At 64.8% G+C, this 18,290-nt stretch carries 17 protein-coding genes; 2 read left to right on the top strand and 15 right to left on the bottom strand.

The features are described from left to right. Positions 1-56: 56 nt before the first annotated feature. The 13 genes from VGG47_RS13490 to VGG47_RS13430 all read right to left on the bottom strand — a co-directional run bounded on the left by VGG47_RS13490 (position 57) and on the right by VGG47_RS13430 (position 14,686). Entirely contained in the window at positions 57-3,146 is a 3,090-nt protein-coding gene (locus VGG47_RS13490) for a multidrug efflux RND transporter permease subunit (protein ID WP_331539411.1), read from the bottom strand. Next, a complete protein-coding gene (locus VGG47_RS13485; protein ID WP_331539409.1) occupies positions 3,143-4,486 on the bottom strand; it encodes an efflux RND transporter periplasmic adaptor subunit in 1,344 nt (447 codons plus the stop codon). The genes VGG47_RS13490 and VGG47_RS13485 overlap by 4 nt, the downstream gene beginning before the upstream one ends. A gap of 388 nt (positions 4,487-4,874) precedes the next feature. After that, a complete protein-coding gene (serS, locus tag VGG47_RS13480; RefSeq protein ID WP_331539407.1) occupies positions 4,875-6,146 on the bottom strand; it encodes a serine--tRNA ligase in 1,272 nt (423 codons plus the stop codon). Between the two features lie 2 nt (positions 6,147-6,148). Next, positions 6,149-6,892 (bottom strand): twin-arginine translocase subunit TatC, encoded by a 744-nt coding sequence (gene tatC / locus VGG47_RS13475; protein WP_408842102.1) that lies wholly within the window; start codon positions 6,890-6,892, stop codon positions 6,149-6,151. A 45-nt stretch (positions 6,893-6,937) separates the two neighbouring features. Further along, the gene (gene tatB / locus VGG47_RS13470) at positions 6,938-7,462 is read right to left on the bottom strand and encodes a Sec-independent protein translocase protein TatB (protein WP_331539403.1); all 525 of its coding nucleotides are present in this window, start codon (positions 7,460-7,462) and stop codon (positions 6,938-6,940) included. Positions 7,463-7,485: 23 nt separating this feature from the next. Next, on the bottom strand, positions 7,486-8,154 hold the full coding sequence (locus VGG47_RS13465; RefSeq protein ID WP_331539401.1) for a gamma-glutamylcyclotransferase: 669 nt from the start codon (positions 8,152-8,154) through the stop codon (positions 7,486-7,488). Beyond that, a complete protein-coding gene (gene scpB / locus VGG47_RS13460) occupies positions 8,151-8,768 on the bottom strand; it encodes an SMC-Scp complex subunit ScpB (RefSeq protein WP_331539399.1) in 618 nt (205 codons plus the stop codon). The genes VGG47_RS13465 and scpB overlap by 4 nt, the downstream gene beginning before the upstream one ends. Beyond that, on the bottom strand, positions 8,755-9,534 hold the full coding sequence (locus VGG47_RS13455; RefSeq protein ID WP_331539421.1) for a segregation and condensation protein A: 780 nt from the start codon (positions 9,532-9,534) through the stop codon (positions 8,755-8,757). Before VGG47_RS13455 ends, scpB begins: the two co-directional genes overlap by 14 nt. Next, complete coding sequence (locus VGG47_RS13450) at positions 9,518-10,204, bottom strand: site-2 protease family protein (RefSeq protein WP_331539397.1); 687 nt, start codon at positions 10,202-10,204, stop codon at positions 9,518-9,520. The genes VGG47_RS13455 and VGG47_RS13450 overlap by 17 nt, the downstream gene beginning before the upstream one ends. Beyond that, positions 10,194-11,051, bottom strand: coding sequence for a beta-N-acetylhexosaminidase (gene nagZ, locus VGG47_RS13445; RefSeq protein ID WP_331539395.1), 858 nt, complete (start codon positions 11,049-11,051; stop codon positions 10,194-10,196). Before nagZ ends, VGG47_RS13450 begins: the two co-directional genes overlap by 11 nt. After that, positions 11,048-11,794 (bottom strand): SPOR domain-containing protein, encoded by a 747-nt coding sequence (locus VGG47_RS13440; protein ID WP_331539393.1) that lies wholly within the window; start codon positions 11,792-11,794, stop codon positions 11,048-11,050. Before VGG47_RS13440 ends, nagZ begins: the two co-directional genes overlap by 4 nt. 3 nt (positions 11,795-11,797) lie before the next feature. Beyond that, positions 11,798-13,534 (bottom strand): arginine--tRNA ligase, encoded by a 1,737-nt coding sequence (gene argS / locus VGG47_RS13435; protein ID WP_331539391.1) that lies wholly within the window; start codon positions 13,532-13,534, stop codon positions 11,798-11,800. A gap of 9 nt (positions 13,535-13,543) precedes the next feature. Further along, entirely contained in the window at positions 13,544-14,686 is a 1,143-nt protein-coding gene (locus tag VGG47_RS13430) for a deoxyguanosinetriphosphate triphosphohydrolase (protein ID WP_331539389.1), read from the bottom strand. Positions 14,687-14,750: 64 nt separating this feature from the next. On the opposite strand from VGG47_RS13430, the gene VGG47_RS13425 reads away from it, so the two are divergent. Both VGG47_RS13425 and VGG47_RS13420 read left to right on the top strand, forming a co-directional pair. After that, the gene (locus tag VGG47_RS13425; RefSeq protein WP_331539387.1) at positions 14,751-15,092 is read left to right on the top strand and encodes a HesB/IscA family protein; all 342 of its coding nucleotides are present in this window, start codon (positions 14,751-14,753) and stop codon (positions 15,090-15,092) included. A gap of 81 nt (positions 15,093-15,173) precedes the next feature. Further along, positions 15,174-15,944 carry an exodeoxyribonuclease III gene (locus VGG47_RS13420; RefSeq protein WP_331539385.1) on the top strand — a complete coding sequence of 257 codons (771 nt, stop codon included), beginning with the start codon at positions 15,174-15,176 and terminating at the stop codon, positions 15,942-15,944. A gap of 141 nt (positions 15,945-16,085) precedes the next feature. Here the strand turns inward: VGG47_RS13420 and VGG47_RS13415 are convergent, their stop codons facing one another. Both VGG47_RS13415 and cysS read right to left on the bottom strand, forming a co-directional pair. Beyond that, positions 16,086-16,859 carry an RNA methyltransferase gene (locus tag VGG47_RS13415; protein ID WP_331539383.1) on the bottom strand — a complete coding sequence of 258 codons (774 nt, stop codon included), beginning with the start codon at positions 16,857-16,859 and terminating at the stop codon, positions 16,086-16,088. A 19-nt stretch (positions 16,860-16,878) separates the two neighbouring features. Continuing rightward, positions 16,879-18,270 (bottom strand): cysteine--tRNA ligase, encoded by a 1,392-nt coding sequence (gene cysS / locus VGG47_RS13410; RefSeq protein WP_408842094.1) that lies wholly within the window; start codon positions 18,268-18,270, stop codon positions 16,879-16,881. Between the last annotated feature and the right edge of the window lie 20 nt (positions 18,271-18,290).

Here is an 18,290-nt window from a genome sequence, read left to right as displayed (position 1 = left end):
GCCCAACGTCAGCAGCGTGGTGGCAACCGGCCGCCGGATGAAGAGCGCCGAAAGATTCATGCAGGCGCCGCCCCGCGCCGGCGGAAGCGCCGCGCCAGCCCATCAAAGGCAAGATAGACCACTGGCGTGGTGAACAACGTAAGCACCTGGCTCACCGCCAGACCGCCGACGATGGCAAGCCCCAGCGGCTGGCGCAGCTCCGAGCCCATGCCGGTGCCCAGGATCAGCGGCACCCCCGCCAGCATCGCCGACATGGTGGTCATCAGGATCGGCCGGAAGCGCAGCAGCGACGCTTCATAAATCGCATCGCGCGGCGACTTGCCCTCATTACGTTCGGCGTTCAGCGCGAAATCGATCATCATGATCGCGTTCTTTTTCACGATGCCGATCAACAGCACGATGCCGATGATGCCGATCACGTCCAACCCGTCTCCAGCCAGCCAGAGAAAAACCAGCGCGCCGATGCCCGCCGATGGCAGGGTCGAGAGGATCGTCACCGGATGGATGAAGCTCTCATAGAGCACGCCAAGCACGATGTAGACGGCGATCACCGCCGCCAGCAGCAAAAACACCTCGTTGGCGAGCGAGTTCTGAAAGGCCAGCGCCGCGCCCTGGAAGCTCGTCGTCAGCGCGGCCGGGAAATGCAGTTTTTGCTCAGCGTTCTGAATGGCGTCGACCGCGGCGCCGAGCGAAGCGCCCGGGGCCAGGTTGAACGAGATCGTGGTCGCCGGGAACTGGCCCAGATGCTCGATCATCAGCGGCTCGGGCTGGGTGGTGAAGGTGGCGATGGCCGACAGCGGCACCTGCCCGCCCGCGGCGGAGGAGGAGGGCAAATAGATCGCCCCCAGCGCAGCGATGCCGGTCATCTGCCGCGGATTGACGGTCATGATCACGCGGTACTGGTTGGTCTGCGTGAAAATGGTCGTGATGATGCGCTGGCCGAAGGCGTCGTAAAGCGCATTGTCCACGGTCGCGGCGGTGATGCCGAAGCGCGCGGCATTGGTGCGGTTGATGTCGATGTACACGCTGTTCCCGGCCGCCTCCAGCTCGCTCGCCACATCGGCGAGCTGCGGCAAGGTCTGCAGCTTGGCCATCAGCTTCGGCACGTAGATCGAAAAATCGTTCTCATTCAAATCTTCGAGCACGAACTGGTACTGCGTCGGCGAGACCGTGGTGTTCAGCGTCAGGCTCTGCACCGGCTGCATGTACAGATGCACGCCGGGCACGCCCGCCAGTTCCCGGTTCAGCCGGCGGATTACCGCGGTGGCGGAGAGCCGCTCGCCCTTGGGCTTCAGGTTGATCAGGAACCGGCCCTGGTTGAGCGTCGAATTGGTGCCGTCCACACCGATATAGGAGGTCAGGCTGAGCACAGCCGGGTCCTTCAGGATCACGTCGGCCAGCGCCTCTTGGTGCTCGGCCATCGCCGCGTAGGAGGTGCTCTGCGCGGCCTGGGAAATGCCCTCGATCTGGCCGGTGTCCTGGACCGGAAAGAAGCCTTTCGGGATGAAGACATAGAGCAGCACGGTCAGCACCAGCGTGCCGACCGCGACCAGCAGCGTCGCCCGTGCATGCGCCAGCACCCAGGTGAGGCCGCGCCCATAAGCGGCGATCAGCCGGTCGAAATTGCGCTCGTTCCAGGCCTCGAACCGGGTCGGCTTCACGCTGCCCTGCTGGCGCAGCAATCTGGCGCACAGCATCGGCACCAGCGTGAGCGAGACGATGGCGGAGATCACGATGGTCACGGCCAAGGTGATCGCGAATTCGGAAAACAGCCGACCGACCACATTGCCCATGAACAGCAGCGGGATCAGCACCGCGATCAGCGAGACGGTGAGCGAGATGATGGTGAAGCCGATTTGCCCGGCGCCCTTCAGCGCGGCCTCCAGCGGCGTGTCGCCCATCTCCAGATAACGGGCGATGTTCTCGATCATCACGATGGAATCGTCCACCACGAAGCCGGTCGCCACGGTCAGCGCCATCAGCGACAGGTTATCGATCGAGAAGCCGCACAGATACATCACGGCCAGCGTACCGATCAGCGAGACCGGCACCGAGATGCTGGGAATGATCGTGGCGCGAAAATTGCGCAGGAACACGAAGATCACCGCGACGACGAGTAAAACACTGAGGATCAGCTCGAACTCGGCATCGTCGACGGAGGCGCGGATCGAGGTGGTGCCGTCGCTCATCACGGTCACCTGCATCGCCGCCGGCAGGCCGTTGGTGAGCATCGGCAGCTCGCGCTTGATCGCATTCACCGTGGCGATGACGTTGGCATTCGGCTGGCGCTGCACATTGAGAATGATCGCCGGCTGGCGGTTCGCCCAGGCGCCCAGCTCGGTATTCTCCGGTGCTGAGATGATTTTTGCCACGTCGCCGAGATAGACCGGCGTGCCGTTATTATACGCGACGATCAACGAGGCATATTCCGAAGCCTCCGTGACCTGGTCGTTAGCGTTGATGGTGTAGCTCTGCGCCGGGCCGGAAAAACTTCCCTTCGGCGAGTCCACTGTGAGGTTAGAGATTTCCGTGCGGATATTGTCGATGCTGAGCCCATAACTCGCGAGCGCGCGCGGATTCACCTCGACGCGAATGGACGGCACGTGGCCGCCGCCGATACTGACCAGGCCGACGCCCGGCACCTCGGAAAGTTTCGAGGCGAGACGCGAATTCGCCAGGTCCTCAAGAGAGGTGAGGCTCATCGTCTTCGACGTGATCGCCAGCGTCATGATCGGCGCGTCGGCCGGGTTCACCTTGGCGTAGACCGGCGGCGCCGGTAGATCCGCCGGCAGCAGATTGCCGGCCGCGTTGATCGCCGCCTGCACCTCCTGCTCGGCGACGTCGAGGCTGAGCGACAGGTCGAACTGCAGCGTGATCACCGAGGCGCCGGCGGAACTCTGCGAATACATCTGGTTCAGCCCCGCCATTTCGCCGAGCTGGCGCTCCAGGGGCGCGGTGACAGTTGTGGTCATCACCTGCGGCGAGGCACCGGGATAGAATGTCTGCACCTGAATCGTCGGGTACGTGACGTCCGGCAAAGCGGAGACCGGCAGGAATTTGAAGGCGACCAACCCGGTCAGCACGATGGCGATCATCAGCAGCGATGTCGCCACCGGCCGCAGAATGAAAAGGCGGGAGGGGTTCACTGCGCTGCGGGAGCCGGGCTGGGAGGCGACGCGCCCGAGGAGACGGCGCCACTGCCGGTCTCACCCGGCGCCCCGGGCTGACCATTCGCATTGCCGCCGTGATGCCGATGCCGCGCGGCCATCTGCCCGTTTTGTGCAGACGGCGCCGCGTTGCCAGCCGCCGCCGCGGTTTGGGTACCCGGCGCCGTGACGACGCTAACCTTCGCCCCCGCGGTGAGCCGGTCCACGCCGTCCACCACCACGGTCTGGCCCGGCGTCAGCCCCTTGGTGATGACCGTATCGGTGCCGTTGCTCGGACCGGTGGTCACCGGCTGCACGCTCACGGTGTCGTTGGCATCCACCACATACACGTAGGTGCCGGGAGCGCCGGTCTGCACCGCGGGGCTCGGCACCAGGGTCGCGTTGGTCAGCGTGTTCACCAGCAGATGCACGTTGACGAATTCATTCGGGAACAGCTGCTTGTCGGCGTTGGCAAAATCCGCGCGCAGCTTCACCATGCCGGTGCTGGTGTTCATCATATTATCCACCGCTGAGAGCGTGCCGTCTTCGAGCTTGGTCGTGTCGTCGCTGGAATAGGCGGTGGCCTGCAGAGTCGCCCCCTGCCCCAGCCGCACCAGCACCGCCGCCAGATTGCTCTGCGCCACCGAAAAGATCACGGTCGTGGGCGCGATGGTGGTGACCACGGCGATGCCGGTCACGCTGCCGGGGGTGACGTAATTGCCCGGATCGACCAGGCGCAGCCCGATCCGGCCGGCCACCGGCGAGGTGATATGGCAATAGACGAGATCGAGTTTGGCGCTGTCGATATTGGCCTGATCGACCTGGACCGCCGCCGCATCCTGCGCGACCAGGAATTGCTGGTCGGTCACCTGCTGCTCGGCAATCGATTGCTGCCGCGCCAGCACCTCGTAACGTGCCAGGTCAGAGCGGGCCTGAGCCAGCGCGGCGCTGTCCTTGGCCAGCGTCGCCTCATATTGCTCGAGCTGGATCTGATAAGGCCGCGGGTCGATTTCCGCCAGGAACTGCCCCTGGGTCACGTCTTCGCCCTGGGTGAAGGCGACCTGCGTGAGATAGCCGCTGAGTTGCGGCAACACGGTGACGGTGGCGACCGGGGTGACGGTGCCGAGTTCGTCCAGCACCTCCGGCATCGAGCCGGACACCACCTTCGCGACCCCAACCGCCTGCACCGCCATCGTGCCGTGACGGCCGCCGCGACCTCCGTAACCGCCGGCGCCGTGGCCGGAATGGCGGTACCAGATAAAGGCGACAAGCAGGACCGCGATCCCGACAAAAATCCAGCGCGTCCTGCCCTTGCCGCGCCGCTTGACCGGATCAACCACGCAAAACCCCTTCAGAAAAACTCTGGCAGTCTATACCCAGTTACAAACGGCTTGTCCCACGCCCCTGTGTGCCGGTGCATAACAAATGGTAACCGAAGGGGAAGGCCTCTTTTTGTGAACAAAAAGAGGTTTTCGGTCCTTTAGAGCGCGATGACTTTAAGTCATCTGGCTCTAACTTATTTACCTAGAGCCGGATTCAGATTTTAGAGCGGATCGCTACGCGATTCGATCTAAAATCATCCGGCTCTAGGCCGTGCTGGTTTCAACGCCCGCGCCCTCCGGGGCTATTCCAACGGTGCTACGCACCGCCGGAACCTTTAGCCCCTCCGCCCAGCATAAAAAAAGTTTTTGCGCTGCTCTTTTTCAAAAAGCGGCCACTTGCTTTCCTCTACCCGACCAGCCGCTCGAGCCCGCCCATATAAGACCGCAGCACCGCCGGGATCGTCACCGAACCGTCCTCGTTCTGGTAATTTTCCAGCACCGCGATCAGCGCCCTGCCGACCGCCACGCCAGAGCCGTTGAGCGTGTGCACGAAGCCCGGTGCCTTGCCGTCGGCCTCGCGGTAGCGTGCGTTCATCCGCCGCGCCTGGAAGGCCCGCGTATTCGAGCAGGAGGAAATTTCCCGGTACATTTCCTGGCCGGGGAGCCAGACTTCCAGATCGTAGGTTTTTGCCGCCGAGAAGCCGGTGTCGCCGGCGCAGAGCAGCATGCGGCGATACGGCAGTTCGAGTTTTTCCAGCACGGCCTCGGCGCAAGCGGCCATGCGCTCATGCTCCGCTTCGCTTGCCTCAGGGGGCACGATGCTGACCAGCTCCACCTTGGTGAACTGGTGCTGGCGCAGCATGCCGCGCACGTCGCGCCCGGCCGAACCAGCCTCGGAGCGAAAGCACGGCGTGAGCGCGGTGACGCGGACCGGCAGTTGCGCTGCCGGCAGAATTTCGCCGGCGACAAGGTTGGTCAGCGACACTTCGGCGGTCGGGATCAACCAACGCCCGTCGGTGGTCTGGAATAAATCCTCACGGAATTTCGGCAGTTGGCCGGTGCCGAAAGCCGCCGCGTCGTTCACCAGCAGCGGCACCATGGTCTCGGTATAACCATGTTCGGTCACGTGCAGGTCGATCATGAACTGCCCCAGCGCCCGCTCCAGCCGCGCCAGCCCGCCGCGCAGCACGGTGAAACGCGAGCCCGCGAGTTTCGCCGCGGCGGCAAAATCCATCATGCCCAGCTTTTCGCCGATCTCGAAATGCTGTTGGGGTGCGAAGCCGAACTCGCGGATCGTGCCGTGCCGCTTGATCTCCCGGTTGTCCGCCTCGTCGCGCCCGTTGGGCACGGCCTCGTCCATCACGTTCGGCACCGCGGCGAGCGTCTCGCGCAGCAGCGCCTCCAGCCGCGGGACCTCGGCTTCCAGCGCCTCCATCTTCCCACGCAGGGCCGCGCCCTCGGCTTCCAGCGCCGCAGTGTCTTGGCGGGCGCGCTTGGCCTCGCCGATCCGCTTGGCCAGCGCGTTGCGCCCCGCCTGCAGCACCTGCAACTGCGCCACCGCCTGCCGCCGCTCTTCGTCCAGCGCCATCAGCCCGGCAGAGAGCGGCAAAACATTGCGCCGGGCCATGGCCGCGTCGAACGCCGCCGGGTTTTCCCGGATCGCCTTGATATCATGCATGGTTATGCTTCCGGATCGACTTTCGGTTCGACCATTTTCACGGAGAAGACCGAAATTTCATAAAGAAGGATCAGCGGCAAAGCGAGGCCGCATTGGGTCAGGATATCCGGCGGGGTCAGCACCGCCGCCAGGATGAAGCAGCCGACATAGGCGTAGCGCCGGTATTTGCGTAAGCCTGCGGAGCCGATGATGCCGACCTTACCGAGCAGCGTGAGCAGCACCGGCAGCTCGAAAGACAGGCCGAACGCGAAGATCAGCTTCATCACCAGGTTCAGATAATCGCTGACCTTCGCCATCAGGTCGATCTGCACATCGCTGCCCGGAGCGGTGTTCTGAAAACTCAGGAAAAATCTCCAGGCGGCCGGGAAGATCACGTAATAGGCCAGCGCGCCGCCGGCAAAAAACAAGATCGGCGTGACCACGAGGAAGGGCAGCATCGCCCGCTTCTCGCGCTTGTACAGGCCGGGCGCGATGAACAGCCAGAGCTGTGTCGCGATCACCGGAAAGGACAGGAAGGCGGCGGCGAACACCGAGACCTTGATGTAAGTGAAGAACGCCTCGTAGAGCGCGGTGTAGATCATCTCCGGCTTCTGGCCGCGCGCCTCCAGCGCGTGCGCCAGCGGGGCTGCGAGGAAATCGTAGATCCGCGGCGCGAAATGATAGCTGATGATGAAGGCGATGAGGAACGTCCCCGCCGACCACAGCAGCCGGCGCCGCAGCTCCGACAGGTGGTCCAGCAGGGACATTTCCTTGTCGTGGATCTCGTCTTCCGGGGTCACGTTATCCACCACTCAATATCCCCAACGCTTGGTGCCCGGCGGGATGAAATCCGGGACCGGCGGTTTGCGCGCCGCGTCCGGCGGAATGAAGGCGGGCGCCTCGGCGGTGACCTCCGCCACCACCGGCGGCGGCACGAAGCTCGGCCCGGCCCCCTCACCCATTTCATAGACGGATGCCAACTCCGCCGCAGGCTCTGATCCGGCCGCCGCGGCCGCCGCCACCGGTGCTGCGGCCATAGACGGCATATCGAACGGCCGCGCCACCGAGTCGCGCAACGCGCCGTCCGGGTCAATCGCGTTTTCCGCAGCGCTCTTGAAATCGAAGCGCCGCAGCTTGTCGATCTCCTGCTTGACGTCGGAGAGATTCGCATCGCGCATCATCTCGTCGACATGCCCCTGGAACTCGGCCGCCATGCCGCGCGCCTTCTTCATCATCGCGGTGACGGTCCGGATCGCCACAGGCAAATCCTTCGGTCCAATGGCGATCAACGCCACCGCCATAATCAGTCCAATCTCTGCCCAGGAAAATCCAAACATACCGGTGGCTTGCTAGCAGGCTCTTAAGGGTTCGGCAAAGCCGCGGCGATGCGGACGAGGCCCTCATCGCTCAGGCCAAGCTCGCCCAGGTGTTTCACGGTATTTTCGAGGTATTCGCGGCAGGTGCCGAGATCGCCGCAGCCGGTGGCGATCAGCGCCGCGGTCTGCTCCAGGCTGATTTCGCGGATATAGCGCGGATGGTCGTGGTTGATCACGAAGGTGACCGCCGCAATTGGCTCGCCCTCGGCTTCCAGCGGCAGCAGCCGCGCATGATAGGCGCCGCCATGCATCTCACGCTGCCAGAGAATGCCCAGCTCCTCGCGCACCTTGCCGGCGGCGATGCGGAAGGCCACCCCATGGCAGGCCCCGCCCTGGTCCAGCGCCAGCATCACACCCGGCGTCTGCGGCGAGCCGCGGCCCATGAACATTTTCAGGCAGAACCGCCGGTGCCAGCCGCGCAGCAGCGCCGGCCGCTTCTCGATATAATGGAAGGCCGGGTTCCAGATCAGCGATCCGTAGCCGAACACCCATAAATCCTGCGTGGCATCGTGCTGGGCGAGAATGTCCTCGAGCAGCGCCGCCATCTCCAACTCGGTGCGCCAGCGCATCTCCGGATGCAGCGCCGCATATTCCAGCTGGCGCGCGCGGACCGTGCCGTTCTGCAGCGTCTCGCGGGTGATTTTCAACGTCACGATGCGTCCTCCGCCGGCGCTTGCGCCTGCGGCGCTTCCGGCGGCGTCACTGACACGGTCGGATCGAGCAGCAGCTCCTCGCGCTTGGGCATGTCGCGCAGGTCGTTCAGCCCGAACTGCGCCAGGAAGGCAGGCGTGGTGCCCCACAGGGTCGGCCGGCCCGGCGTCTCCTTGTGGCCCTTCGGCGTCACCAGCCCGTTCTCCAGCAGCAGGTCGAGCGTGTTCTGCGACAGAGCGGCGCCGCGGATCTCCTCGATCTCGGTGCGCGTGACCGGCTGGTGATAGGCGATGATCGCCAGCGTCTCCATCGCCACGCGCGGCAGCCGGCGCGGCACCTCCACCACCTTGCGCAAGGCCGGGACGACATCCGGCGCGGTGCGGAACTGCCAGCCGCCGGCGGCCTGCACCAGGTTGATCCCGCGCGGCGCGTAGGCCTCGACCAGCGCCGCCATCACCGCGGCGAGATCGGCGTCATCGGGCAGAAGGTTGGCGAGCACGCGCGCGCTCACTGGCTGGGCAGAGGCAAAAATCGCCGCCTCGACCAGGCGCAGCGCCGACTCCGGCACGGGAACCCCGGTCACGCTCTCAGGGGCCTGCGCGTCAGTCTGGTCCATGCTCATCCTCAAAATCCGTCACCGTCCCTTCGCCCTCGACCGCCCGTACCAGGATCGGCCCAAACATCTCTTCCTGTCTTACCTGCAGTTGGCCGCCTTTGGTCATTTCAAGGCCGGCGATCAGGGTTGCTGAAAGTGCCGCCCTGCGCGGCAGGCCATCACCCAGCCCCTGCGGCAGAAACCCTTCCAGGCTCGACCAGTCCGGCTTCGAGCCGACCAGCCGGTGCAGGCGTTCCAGCGCGTTCTGTACGGAGAAAAAGATCATCGGCTTCGGCCGGTATTGCAGCTTGCCCCCGGCGCGGCGCCGCGCCGCCAGATAGGCGCTGAGCAGCCCGCTCATCTCCAGCCGCAGCTTGCTGCGGTCGGTCTCGGTGAGATCCTCCGGCATGCCGCGCGCGAACACGTCCACGCCCAGCATCGGTCGCTGGCTCAGCCAGGAAGCGGCGGCGCGCACACGCTGCAGGTCGATCAGCCTGGCGGCGAGGGTTTCCGCGGCGATCTCGGCGTCCTCATCCTCGCCCGCGGAGGGCACCAGCAGCCGGGATTTCAGCCAGGTCAGCCACGCCGCCATCACCAGCCAGTCCGCCGCCAGCTCCAGCCGAACCCGGCGCGCGCCCTCGATGACCGCCAAATACTGGTCGACCAGCGCCAGGATGGAAATCTTCGCCAGATCGACCTTCTGTGAGCGCGCCAGCTCGAGCAGCAGATCGAGCGGCCCCTCAAAGCCTTCCAGATTCAGGACGAGCGCCTCAGACTCCACCGCTATGCCCCGTAATTCGTAGGATTGTATCAACCGCCCAGGGCAGCACGCGCGCCATCGCCGCCTGGAACGGGTCGAAAGCCACGCCGAACTGGCCCAAGACCGTCGGCAGGACGAATAAAAGCAGCAAAACCAGAATGATGCCAGCTTTTTCTGATTTCGCAAGCCAACGCGCGGCGGGCAGCGGCAGCACGCCGACGGCGATCCGCCCGCCATCCATCGGCGGCACCGGCAGCAGATTGAACAGTCCCAGCGTCAAATTGATGATGATGAAATAAGTCAGGAATGTTGTCGCCTGGCTGATCGAGAGCAGGTAGCCGCCGAGTAGCGCAAGGGCGAAATTGGCGAGCGGCCCGGCCGCCGCGACGATCGCCATCAGCTGTCTGGGGTGGCGCTGCCCGTTCAGCTGCAGCTGCATCGGGTTCACCGGCACCGGCTTCGCCCAGCCATACAGGAATTCGATTCGGCCGATCGTCGCCAGCTGCCCCACCGCGAGGATCACGGGGAGCAAAATACTGCCGAAAGGATCGATATGCTTGATCGGATTGAGCGTCAGCCGTCCGGCCTGCTGCGCCGTGCGGTCACCCAGCAGGCGCGCCACCGCGCCATGCGCCAGCTCGTGCAGCACCACGGCGATGATGAGCGCGACGACGATGTCGAGCGTTTCAACGCTCATCCAGCGCCTCCAGCACCGCGCGATTGCCGGCGAAATCGCCGGGGCAATACAGCGCGATGTCGCACCCCGCGGCCAGCGCCGCCTGCGCCCGCGCGGCGGGCGAGCCGCTCAGCGCGTGCATGGCCAGATCGTCGCTCAGCAGCGTCCCGGCAAAACCGATTTTTCCGCGAATGATTTCGGAAATGATGATGGGCGACACGGTAGCCGGGTTCACCGGATCATATTGCTCATAGATCACATGCGCCGTCATCGCCCAGGGCAGGTTTTTGTTGGCGATGAAGGGCCGGAAATCGTCGGACAGATCCACCTTCGGCACCCTCGGTAGCGCCATATGGCTATCCACCAGCGCCCGTCCATGACCCGGCAGGTGCTTCATCACCGGGATCACGCCTTCCGCCAGGATGCCTTCGGCGATTTTGCCGCCCAGCAGCGCCACGGTCTCCGGCCCACCGGTGATGGCGCGGTCGCCCACCACATCACTGGCGCCGGGATAACGCAGGTCGAGCACCGGCGCCGCCGTGACGTCGAACCCGGCGGCCTTGACCATCGCCCCCAGCGCCCTGCCATGGGCATAGGCTTCCGCCTCGTCGCGCAACGCACCGGCAGCGGGCAAAGCTTGCCAGTGCGGCGGCTTCAGCCGCGCCACGCGCCCGCCTTCCTGGTCCACCATCAGCACCGCATCTGCCGGCAGAATCTCTCGAATTTCAGATGTAAGATCAGATAGTTGAAACGTGTCTTTTATGTTTCGCGAGAACAGGATCACGCCGCGATGCGGGTGCGCCCGGAACAACGCACGTTCGTCCGGTGCAAGCGCCGGACCGGAAATGCCAAGAATGACCGGCTTCAAAACACCGCCACCGTGCAGGCCGCGCCCTGGGCTTGGACGGAGGCGCAGAAATCCCGCGCGGCTTGGAGGTCGGCGAAGCCGCCGATGCGCAGCCGCCACACAGTCCGGCCGCTCACCACGGCGGGAATGATGTCCGCGTCCCGACGGCCGAGAAGAGCAGGCATTTTAAGCTTCAGCGCGTTCCAAACCGCTTGCGCGCCGGCCTCGCTGCCGGTTGCCGCCAGCTGCACGGCAACGTCGCGGGCACTTTGCCCCGGGGCCAGCGGCGCGTTGGACGATGTCGCCTGCGTCGCAGAAGACGGGGGCGCAGCAGAATGGGGTGCGCCAACGCCCGCTTCCTGGTCGAGCTGGGCAATGTCCGGGGTGGGCGCCGTCTGCAACACCGGCGGCGGCGGCGGCGCACCGATGCCCGCATCCTGGTCCAGTTGCGAGATATCCGGGGTGGGCGCGCCCGGCGCCAGTTGCGGCGGCGCGACCGACGCCACGCCGGACATGATCGGCACATTCGCCTCCGGTACGACCAGCCCGCCGGGATTGACCGGCGCGATGCGCAGCGGCCCCGGCGGTGCGGTGATCACCGGCGGCGGGCCAAAACCACTGCCGCGCACCCCACTCCACAGCAGCGCCACCACAATCACCAGCAGCGAGGCGCCGCCGGCGCCCAGCGCCATGCGGCGCATCGCCGGGTCCATCGCACGGGGATCGCGGCGCGTGCGATAGACGAAATCCTCCTCGGGCTCCACCGGCTACCTCATCTCTTCGACCGGGGTGACACCAAGCACGGCCAGGCCGGAACGCAGCACCAAAGCCGTGGCCGCCACCAGGGCGACGCGCGCGGCGGTCTCGGCCGGCTTGTCCTCCTGCAGGAAGCGCAAGGTCGCATTCTCGCGCCCGGCATTCCACAGCGCGTGGAAGTCGCCGGCCAATTCGTAGAGGAAGAAAGCGACACGATGCGGTTCGCGCGCCTCGGCCGCCTGCTCGACCAAACGCGGCCAGGAGATCAGCCGGCGGATCAGCGCCAGTTCCTCCGGCGCATTCAGCGAATCCAGAGCAGCGCCCGCGTCCACCTGTGCTGCGGCGCGCAGCACCGAGCGGCAGCGCGCATGGGCGTATTGCACATAGAAGACCGGGTTCTCGCGCGTCTGCGCCACCGCGGCGTTGAGGTCGAACTCCATCTGCGCGTCGGATTTGCGCATCAGCATGAGGAAGCGCACGGCATCCGGCCCGACCTCCTCAAGCAGGTCGCGCAGCTCCACGAACGTGCCCGCGCGCTTGCTCATGCGCACCGGCTCGCCATCCTTCATCACCCGCACGATCTGACACAGCACCACGTCCAGCCGCGCCTCGCCGTTGCCCGACAGCGCCTTCACCGCCGCGACCACGCGCCTGACGTAGCCGCCATGGTCCGCGCCCCAGACATTGATCATCTCGCCGAACCCGCGCGACATCTTGTCGGCATGGTTGGCGATGTCGTTGGCGAAATAGGTCCAGCTGCCGTCGGATTTCTGCACCGGCCGGTCCACGTCGTCGCCGAAGGCGGTGGAGCGGAACAGCATCTGCTCGCGCGGCTCCCAGTCGTCGGGCGTCTTGCCCTTGGGCGGCTCCAGCACGCCGCGATAAATCAGGCCCTTCTCTTCCAAATCGTCGATCGCCGTCTCGACGCCGCCGGCTTCCACCATCGCGCGCTCGGAGATGAACACGTCATGCCGCACGCCGAGCGCCGCCAAGTCTTCGCGGATCAGCTCCAGCATCTTTTCCACGGCGAAGTCGCGGAACAGATCCAGCCAGGAATCCTCGGGCTCGTCGACAAAATTGTCGCCATGCGCCTCGGCCAAGGCCGCGCCGACCGGGAGCAGATACGCACCGCCATATTGCATGCCGCCGTTCACCGTCGCGATATAGGCGTCCGGCGACCGGCCAAGCGCCTCCAGGTAGCGCACGTAAACCGAGCGGGCGAGTGCGATGACCTGCGCCCCGGCATCGTTGATGTAGTATTCCTTGGTGACGTCGTAGCCGGCCTTGGACAGCAGGTTGGCGAGCGCGTCGCCCACCACCGCGCCCCGGCAATGACCGACATGCAGCGGCCCGGTCGGGTTGGCGGAGACGTATTCCACGTTGATCGGCCCGCGCAGCGCCGGCGATTGCCCGTATTTCTGCTCCGCCGCCAGGATCACGGGCAATTGTCGCTGCAGCAGGCCGGTTTCCAGCGTGATGTTCACGAAACCAGGGCCGGCGGGCTCAGCCTTGGCAATGCCCTCGCGCTTGGACAGCGCCTCGGAGAGTGTGGCAGCGATCTCGCGCGGATTTTTGCCGGCGGGCTTGGCCGCGACCATCGCCGCGTTGCTCGCCATGTCGCCATGCGCGGCATCGCGCGTCGGCGTCAGCTCGACCTTCCGCAGCACCTCTTCCGGCAACCCGGGCAACAGGACCGCCAACTCCGCCAACACCCAGCTGCGCAGGACCAAAAACAAATTCTCAGACATTACTCACCTTCAAGTCGGCACGGACGGGTCGGTCAGCCGCGCATATTCATCCAAAGCATAGCGGTCCGTCATGCCCGCCACATAATCCCGCACCGCCGCCGCGGCCTGCTCGCTCTCCGGCTTGCCGGCGCGCTCGCGCCAGTCATCGGGCAGCAGATAAGGCCGTTCCAGCAGCAGCGTGCCGAGGGATTTGGTCACCATCTTGGCCTTGTGCGTCATGCGGTTGACGCGCCAATGCCGGTACATCCGCTCGAAAAGGAATTTTTTAATCTCCTTGTTCGCCACCGCCATGGGAGGAGAGAACGCGATCACCGGGTCGGGTGCTGCGCGGATGTCGTCGGCGCTTTGCGGATTCAGTGCGGCGAGGCGCCGCGCGCTCTCGGCGAGCGCGTCATGCACCAGCGCGTTGATCACCCGGCGGCTGATCTCATGCCTTACCCGGCCGATTTCTGTCGTCACGCCCTGCGCCTCGCGCACCGCGTCTCCCACCATCGGCAGGTGTAAAATATCCTCGAAGCCGAACAGCCCGGCGCGCAGCCCGTCATCCAGGTCGTGGGTGTTATAGGCAACATCGTCGGCAAAGGCGGCCACCTGCGCCTCGGCCGAAGGCTGGCGGTGCAGCTCCAGCGAATAGCCGGCATCGAAGGCGGCAATATAATCGGGCGGCGCGGTCAGCGGGCCGTTATGCTTGGCCAAGCCCTCCAGGGCCTCCCAGCTCAAATTCAGCCCGTCGAAATTGGCGTAGCGGTGCTCCAGCAGGGTCACCACGCGCAGGCTCTGCGCATTGTGGTCGAACCCCCCGAACGCCGCCAGCGCCTCGTTCAGCCCGGTCTCGCCGGCATGGCCGAAGGGCGGGTGGCCCAGATCATGCGCCAGCGCCAGCGCCTCGGTCAGATCCTCGTCCAACCCCAGCTTACGGGCGATGCTGCGGGCGATCTGCGCCACTTCCAGGCTGTGCGTCAGCCTGGTGCGGTAGAAATCGCCCTCGCGGGTGACGAAAACCTGGGTCTTGTATTGCAGCTTGCGGAAGGCCGAGCAATGCACCACGCGGTCGCGGTCGCGCTGATACGGGCTCCGGTCATCCGATTCGATCTCACTGAACTTGCGGCCCCGCGACATGCCCGCGGCCACCGCATAGGGGGCTTTCCACATGGTCTTGAGCCATACCCCATCCCTGCCCTTACCACCAAGGCCTACAGACGCTATATGCAAGGTTATGAGCCAGACCCTGGACCAATTCCGCCTCACCCCGTCCGCCGCCGCGCGCGTCGCGGAGATCCTCAACGCCGATCCCGAGTCGAAGGCGCTGCGAGTCGAAGTGCTGGCCGGCGGCTGCTCCGGCTTCCAGTACAAATTCGACCTGACCGCGACGCAGCATCCGGACGATCTGGTGATCGCGGCGGAGGGCGCCACCGTGTACGTGGACCCGACCAGCCTGGAGCTGCTGGCCGGCGCGGAGCTGGACTTCAAGGACGCGCTGATGGGGGCGCATTTCGCGGTTAAGAACCCTAATGCTACTTCCGCTTGCGGCTGCGGGACTTCGTTCTCAATCGACTGAAGGCAAGTAAGCGCTTCTTTTTGTGAACAAAAAGAAGCAAAAAAACTTTGATTAGTTTGGGCCTCGGGCTATGTCGGGGCCATGAAAATTACTACCTGGAATGTGAATTCGGTGCGGATGCGCGAGTCGCATGTTGCGGATTTCCTCTCCCGCGAGCAGCCCGATCTTCTGCTGCTGCAGGAGATTAAATGCGAGGAACACCAATTTCCCGCCCTCACCTTCCAGGCGCTCGGCTACGAAGCCATCGTGGTCGGCCAGAAATCCTATAACGGCGTCGCCATCCTGCACCGCATCCCCGTGGAAGTGACCGTGCGCAAGCTGCCGGGCATGAGCGAGGCGGACCTGCATTCCCGCTTCATCGAGGTGCGCGGCCAGGGCGTTTCGGTCGGCAATCTGTACCTGCCCAACGGCAATTCCCGCGGCGACGACGGCTATGCCTACAAGCTGGAATGGATGGCGGCCTTGCGCGCCCATGCACAGAACCTGATCGACGCCGACCAGGATTTCCTGCTCGCCGGGGACTATAATGTCTGCCCGACCGACGCCGATTTCGCCGCCGGCGCGCTGCCCGCGACGGACGCGCTGGTCCGCCCGGAAACCCGTGCGGCCTTCAACGCGCTGATCTGGACCGGGCTGACCGACGCCCTGCGCGCCCTGCACCCTACGGAAACGCTCTACACCTTCTGGGACTATCAGGCCGGCGCCTGGGACCGCAATGTCGGCCTGCGCATCGACCACGCGCTGCTCTCCCCGCGCCTGGCCGAACGCCTCACCGCAGTGCGCATCGGCAAGGATGAGCGAGCCAAAACCCAGCCCTCCGACCACGTGCCGGTGACGGTCGAACTAAGTTAGAAAGGAAGGCTACTTTTTGTGAACAAAAAGTAGCAAAAAAACTTTGTTATGCTGGGCCATGGGCATTGTCGGTGACAACGCCCATGACCCAGCGGAGCAAAAAATTTTTGCGCCGCTTTTTTTAAAAAGCGGCTGCTTTCTTTATCTGAGCTTCCGCCCTCGCACCAATTCGCTGACGATCCCGTGCAGCGTGTTCAGCTCCTGCCTTGTCACCTCGCCGCGCGTGAAGAAATGCCGCAGGTTGCGCACCATGCCGGGGCGTTTCTGCTCGTTCTTCAGGAAGCCCGAGTCATCGCATTCGCGGATCAGGTGATCCATGAAATTATCGAGCTCGCCTTTGGTGGCCGGGGCGGTTTCGTTGGTTTGTAGGGCGCGCATCGGCAGTTCGTCCTGCCGCGCCAGCCACCATTCATAGCCGAACACCATCACCGCCTGGGCCAGGTTCAGCGACATGAAGCCGGGATTTAGGTCGTAGCGGATCAGGCTGTCGGCGCAGGCGATGTCGTCATTGTCGAGCCCGGTGCGCTCGGGGCCGAACAGAACACCGCAGCGCAAGCCCCGACCACCGATCGCCACCACCTCGGCCGCGCCGCCGCGGGCCGTCAGCACCGGCTTGATGATGTGCCGCGGCCTAGGGCACGTCGCAAACACACGGTGTAAATCCGCCACCGCCGCCTCGACGGTCGGAAACACTTCGGCGCTGTCGAGAATGCGGTGCGCGCCGGAGCCGGTGACCCAGGCACGCTCCAGCGGCCAGCCGTCGCGCGGCGCCACCAGACGCAGGTGAAACAGCCCGCCATTGCCCATGGCCCGCGCCACCGCGCCGATATTTTCCGCCATTTGCGGCCGGACCAGGATCACCACCGGCGAGGGCTCGATCGGCTCTAGTTCCGCGCCACCATCCCGCCCGGTCATTTTTTGGCTCCGCGCATGATCACGCCTTGCGCAACGTGTAAGTACCGCCGGGGCCGTCCTCGATGATCACGCCGTGCTTGGCGATTTCCGCGCGCAGCCGGTCGGATTCCACGAAATCCTTGTTTTTGCGAGCGGCCACACGCTGGTTGACCAGATCGTTGATAGCGGATTGGTCGATGCCGCCCTCGAACCATTCCTTGGGCGTGACATTGAACAGGCCGAGCACCCCACCCGCCGCCAACAGGCTTGCGCCCGCCGCCGCATCACCGGCCATGGCCGCATCGGCCAGCGCGTGCAAAGCGGCGATGGCGCCCGGCGTGTTCAGATCATCGCATAGCGGCGCCAGAACACTCTCCGGCACCTCGGCTGCGGCAGTCACGCCCGGATGGCGTTCCAGCGCGCGATAAAACCGGTCCAGCTCCTTGCGCGCCTCGACCAGCCCGGCATCGGAAAAATCCAGCGTCGAACGATAATGCGCGCGCATCAGCAGGAAGCGCACCGCCTCGCCGGGGGCGGTCTCCAGCACATCGTGGAGGACCTTAAAATTGCCGAGCGATTTGCTCATCTTTTCGCCGTTCACCAGCAGCATCCGGTTATGCACCCAGACATTGGCGAAGGTCGAGCCGGGAAAGGCGCAGCAGGATTGGGCGATCTCGTTCTCATGATGCGGGAAGATCAGGTCGTCGCCGCCGCCGTGAATGTCGAAATTCTCCCCCAGATGCTTATGCGACATGGCCGAGCATTCGATATGCCAGCCCGGGCGGCCGCGCCCCCAGGGGCTGTCCCAGCCCGGCAGGTCGTCGGAGGAGGGTTTCCATAGCACGAAATCGCCGGCATCGCGCTTGTAGGGCGCGACTTCGACACGCGCCCCGGCGATCAGATCCTCAAGGCTACGGCCGGAAAATTTGCCGTAATCAGCATCCGAGGCCACCGCGAACATCACGTGCCCCTCGGCCTCATAGGCATGGCCGTTGGCGAGCAGGCGCTGGATGATGTCGATGATCTCACCCAGATGGTCGGTCGCGCGCGGCTCGATATCCGGCGGCAGCGCGTACAGCGCGCCCATATCCTCATGGTAATAGCGGATCGGCCCTTCGGTGACCGCGTCTATGGACAAGCCGCGCTCTTTGGCGCGCGCGTTGATCTTGTCGTCGATGTCAGTGATGTTGCGCACATAGGTCACGCGCGGATAGAGCTTGCGCAGCAGCCGGACCAGGATGTCGAACATCACGACATTGCGGGCATTGCCGATATGCGCACGGTCATACACGGTGGGGCCGCAGAGATAGACCCGCACATTGGCCGGGTCGATCGGGTGGAAAATTTCCTTGCCCCGCGTGCGGGTATTGAACAGCGTGAGTTCCATGATCCCCGCCTCTTCGGCGAGTTTCTGCTCCAGATCAAGCCTCATTGATTTTTCCGGAAGGCTGC

The organism is Acidocella sp. (assembly GCF_036489515.1).
Taxonomy (GTDB): domain Bacteria; phylum Pseudomonadota; class Alphaproteobacteria; order Acetobacterales; family Acetobacteraceae; genus Acidocella.
The sequence above is the reverse complement of the archived record's forward strand: the minus strand, read 5'-3'. Positions and strand labels throughout refer to the sequence as shown.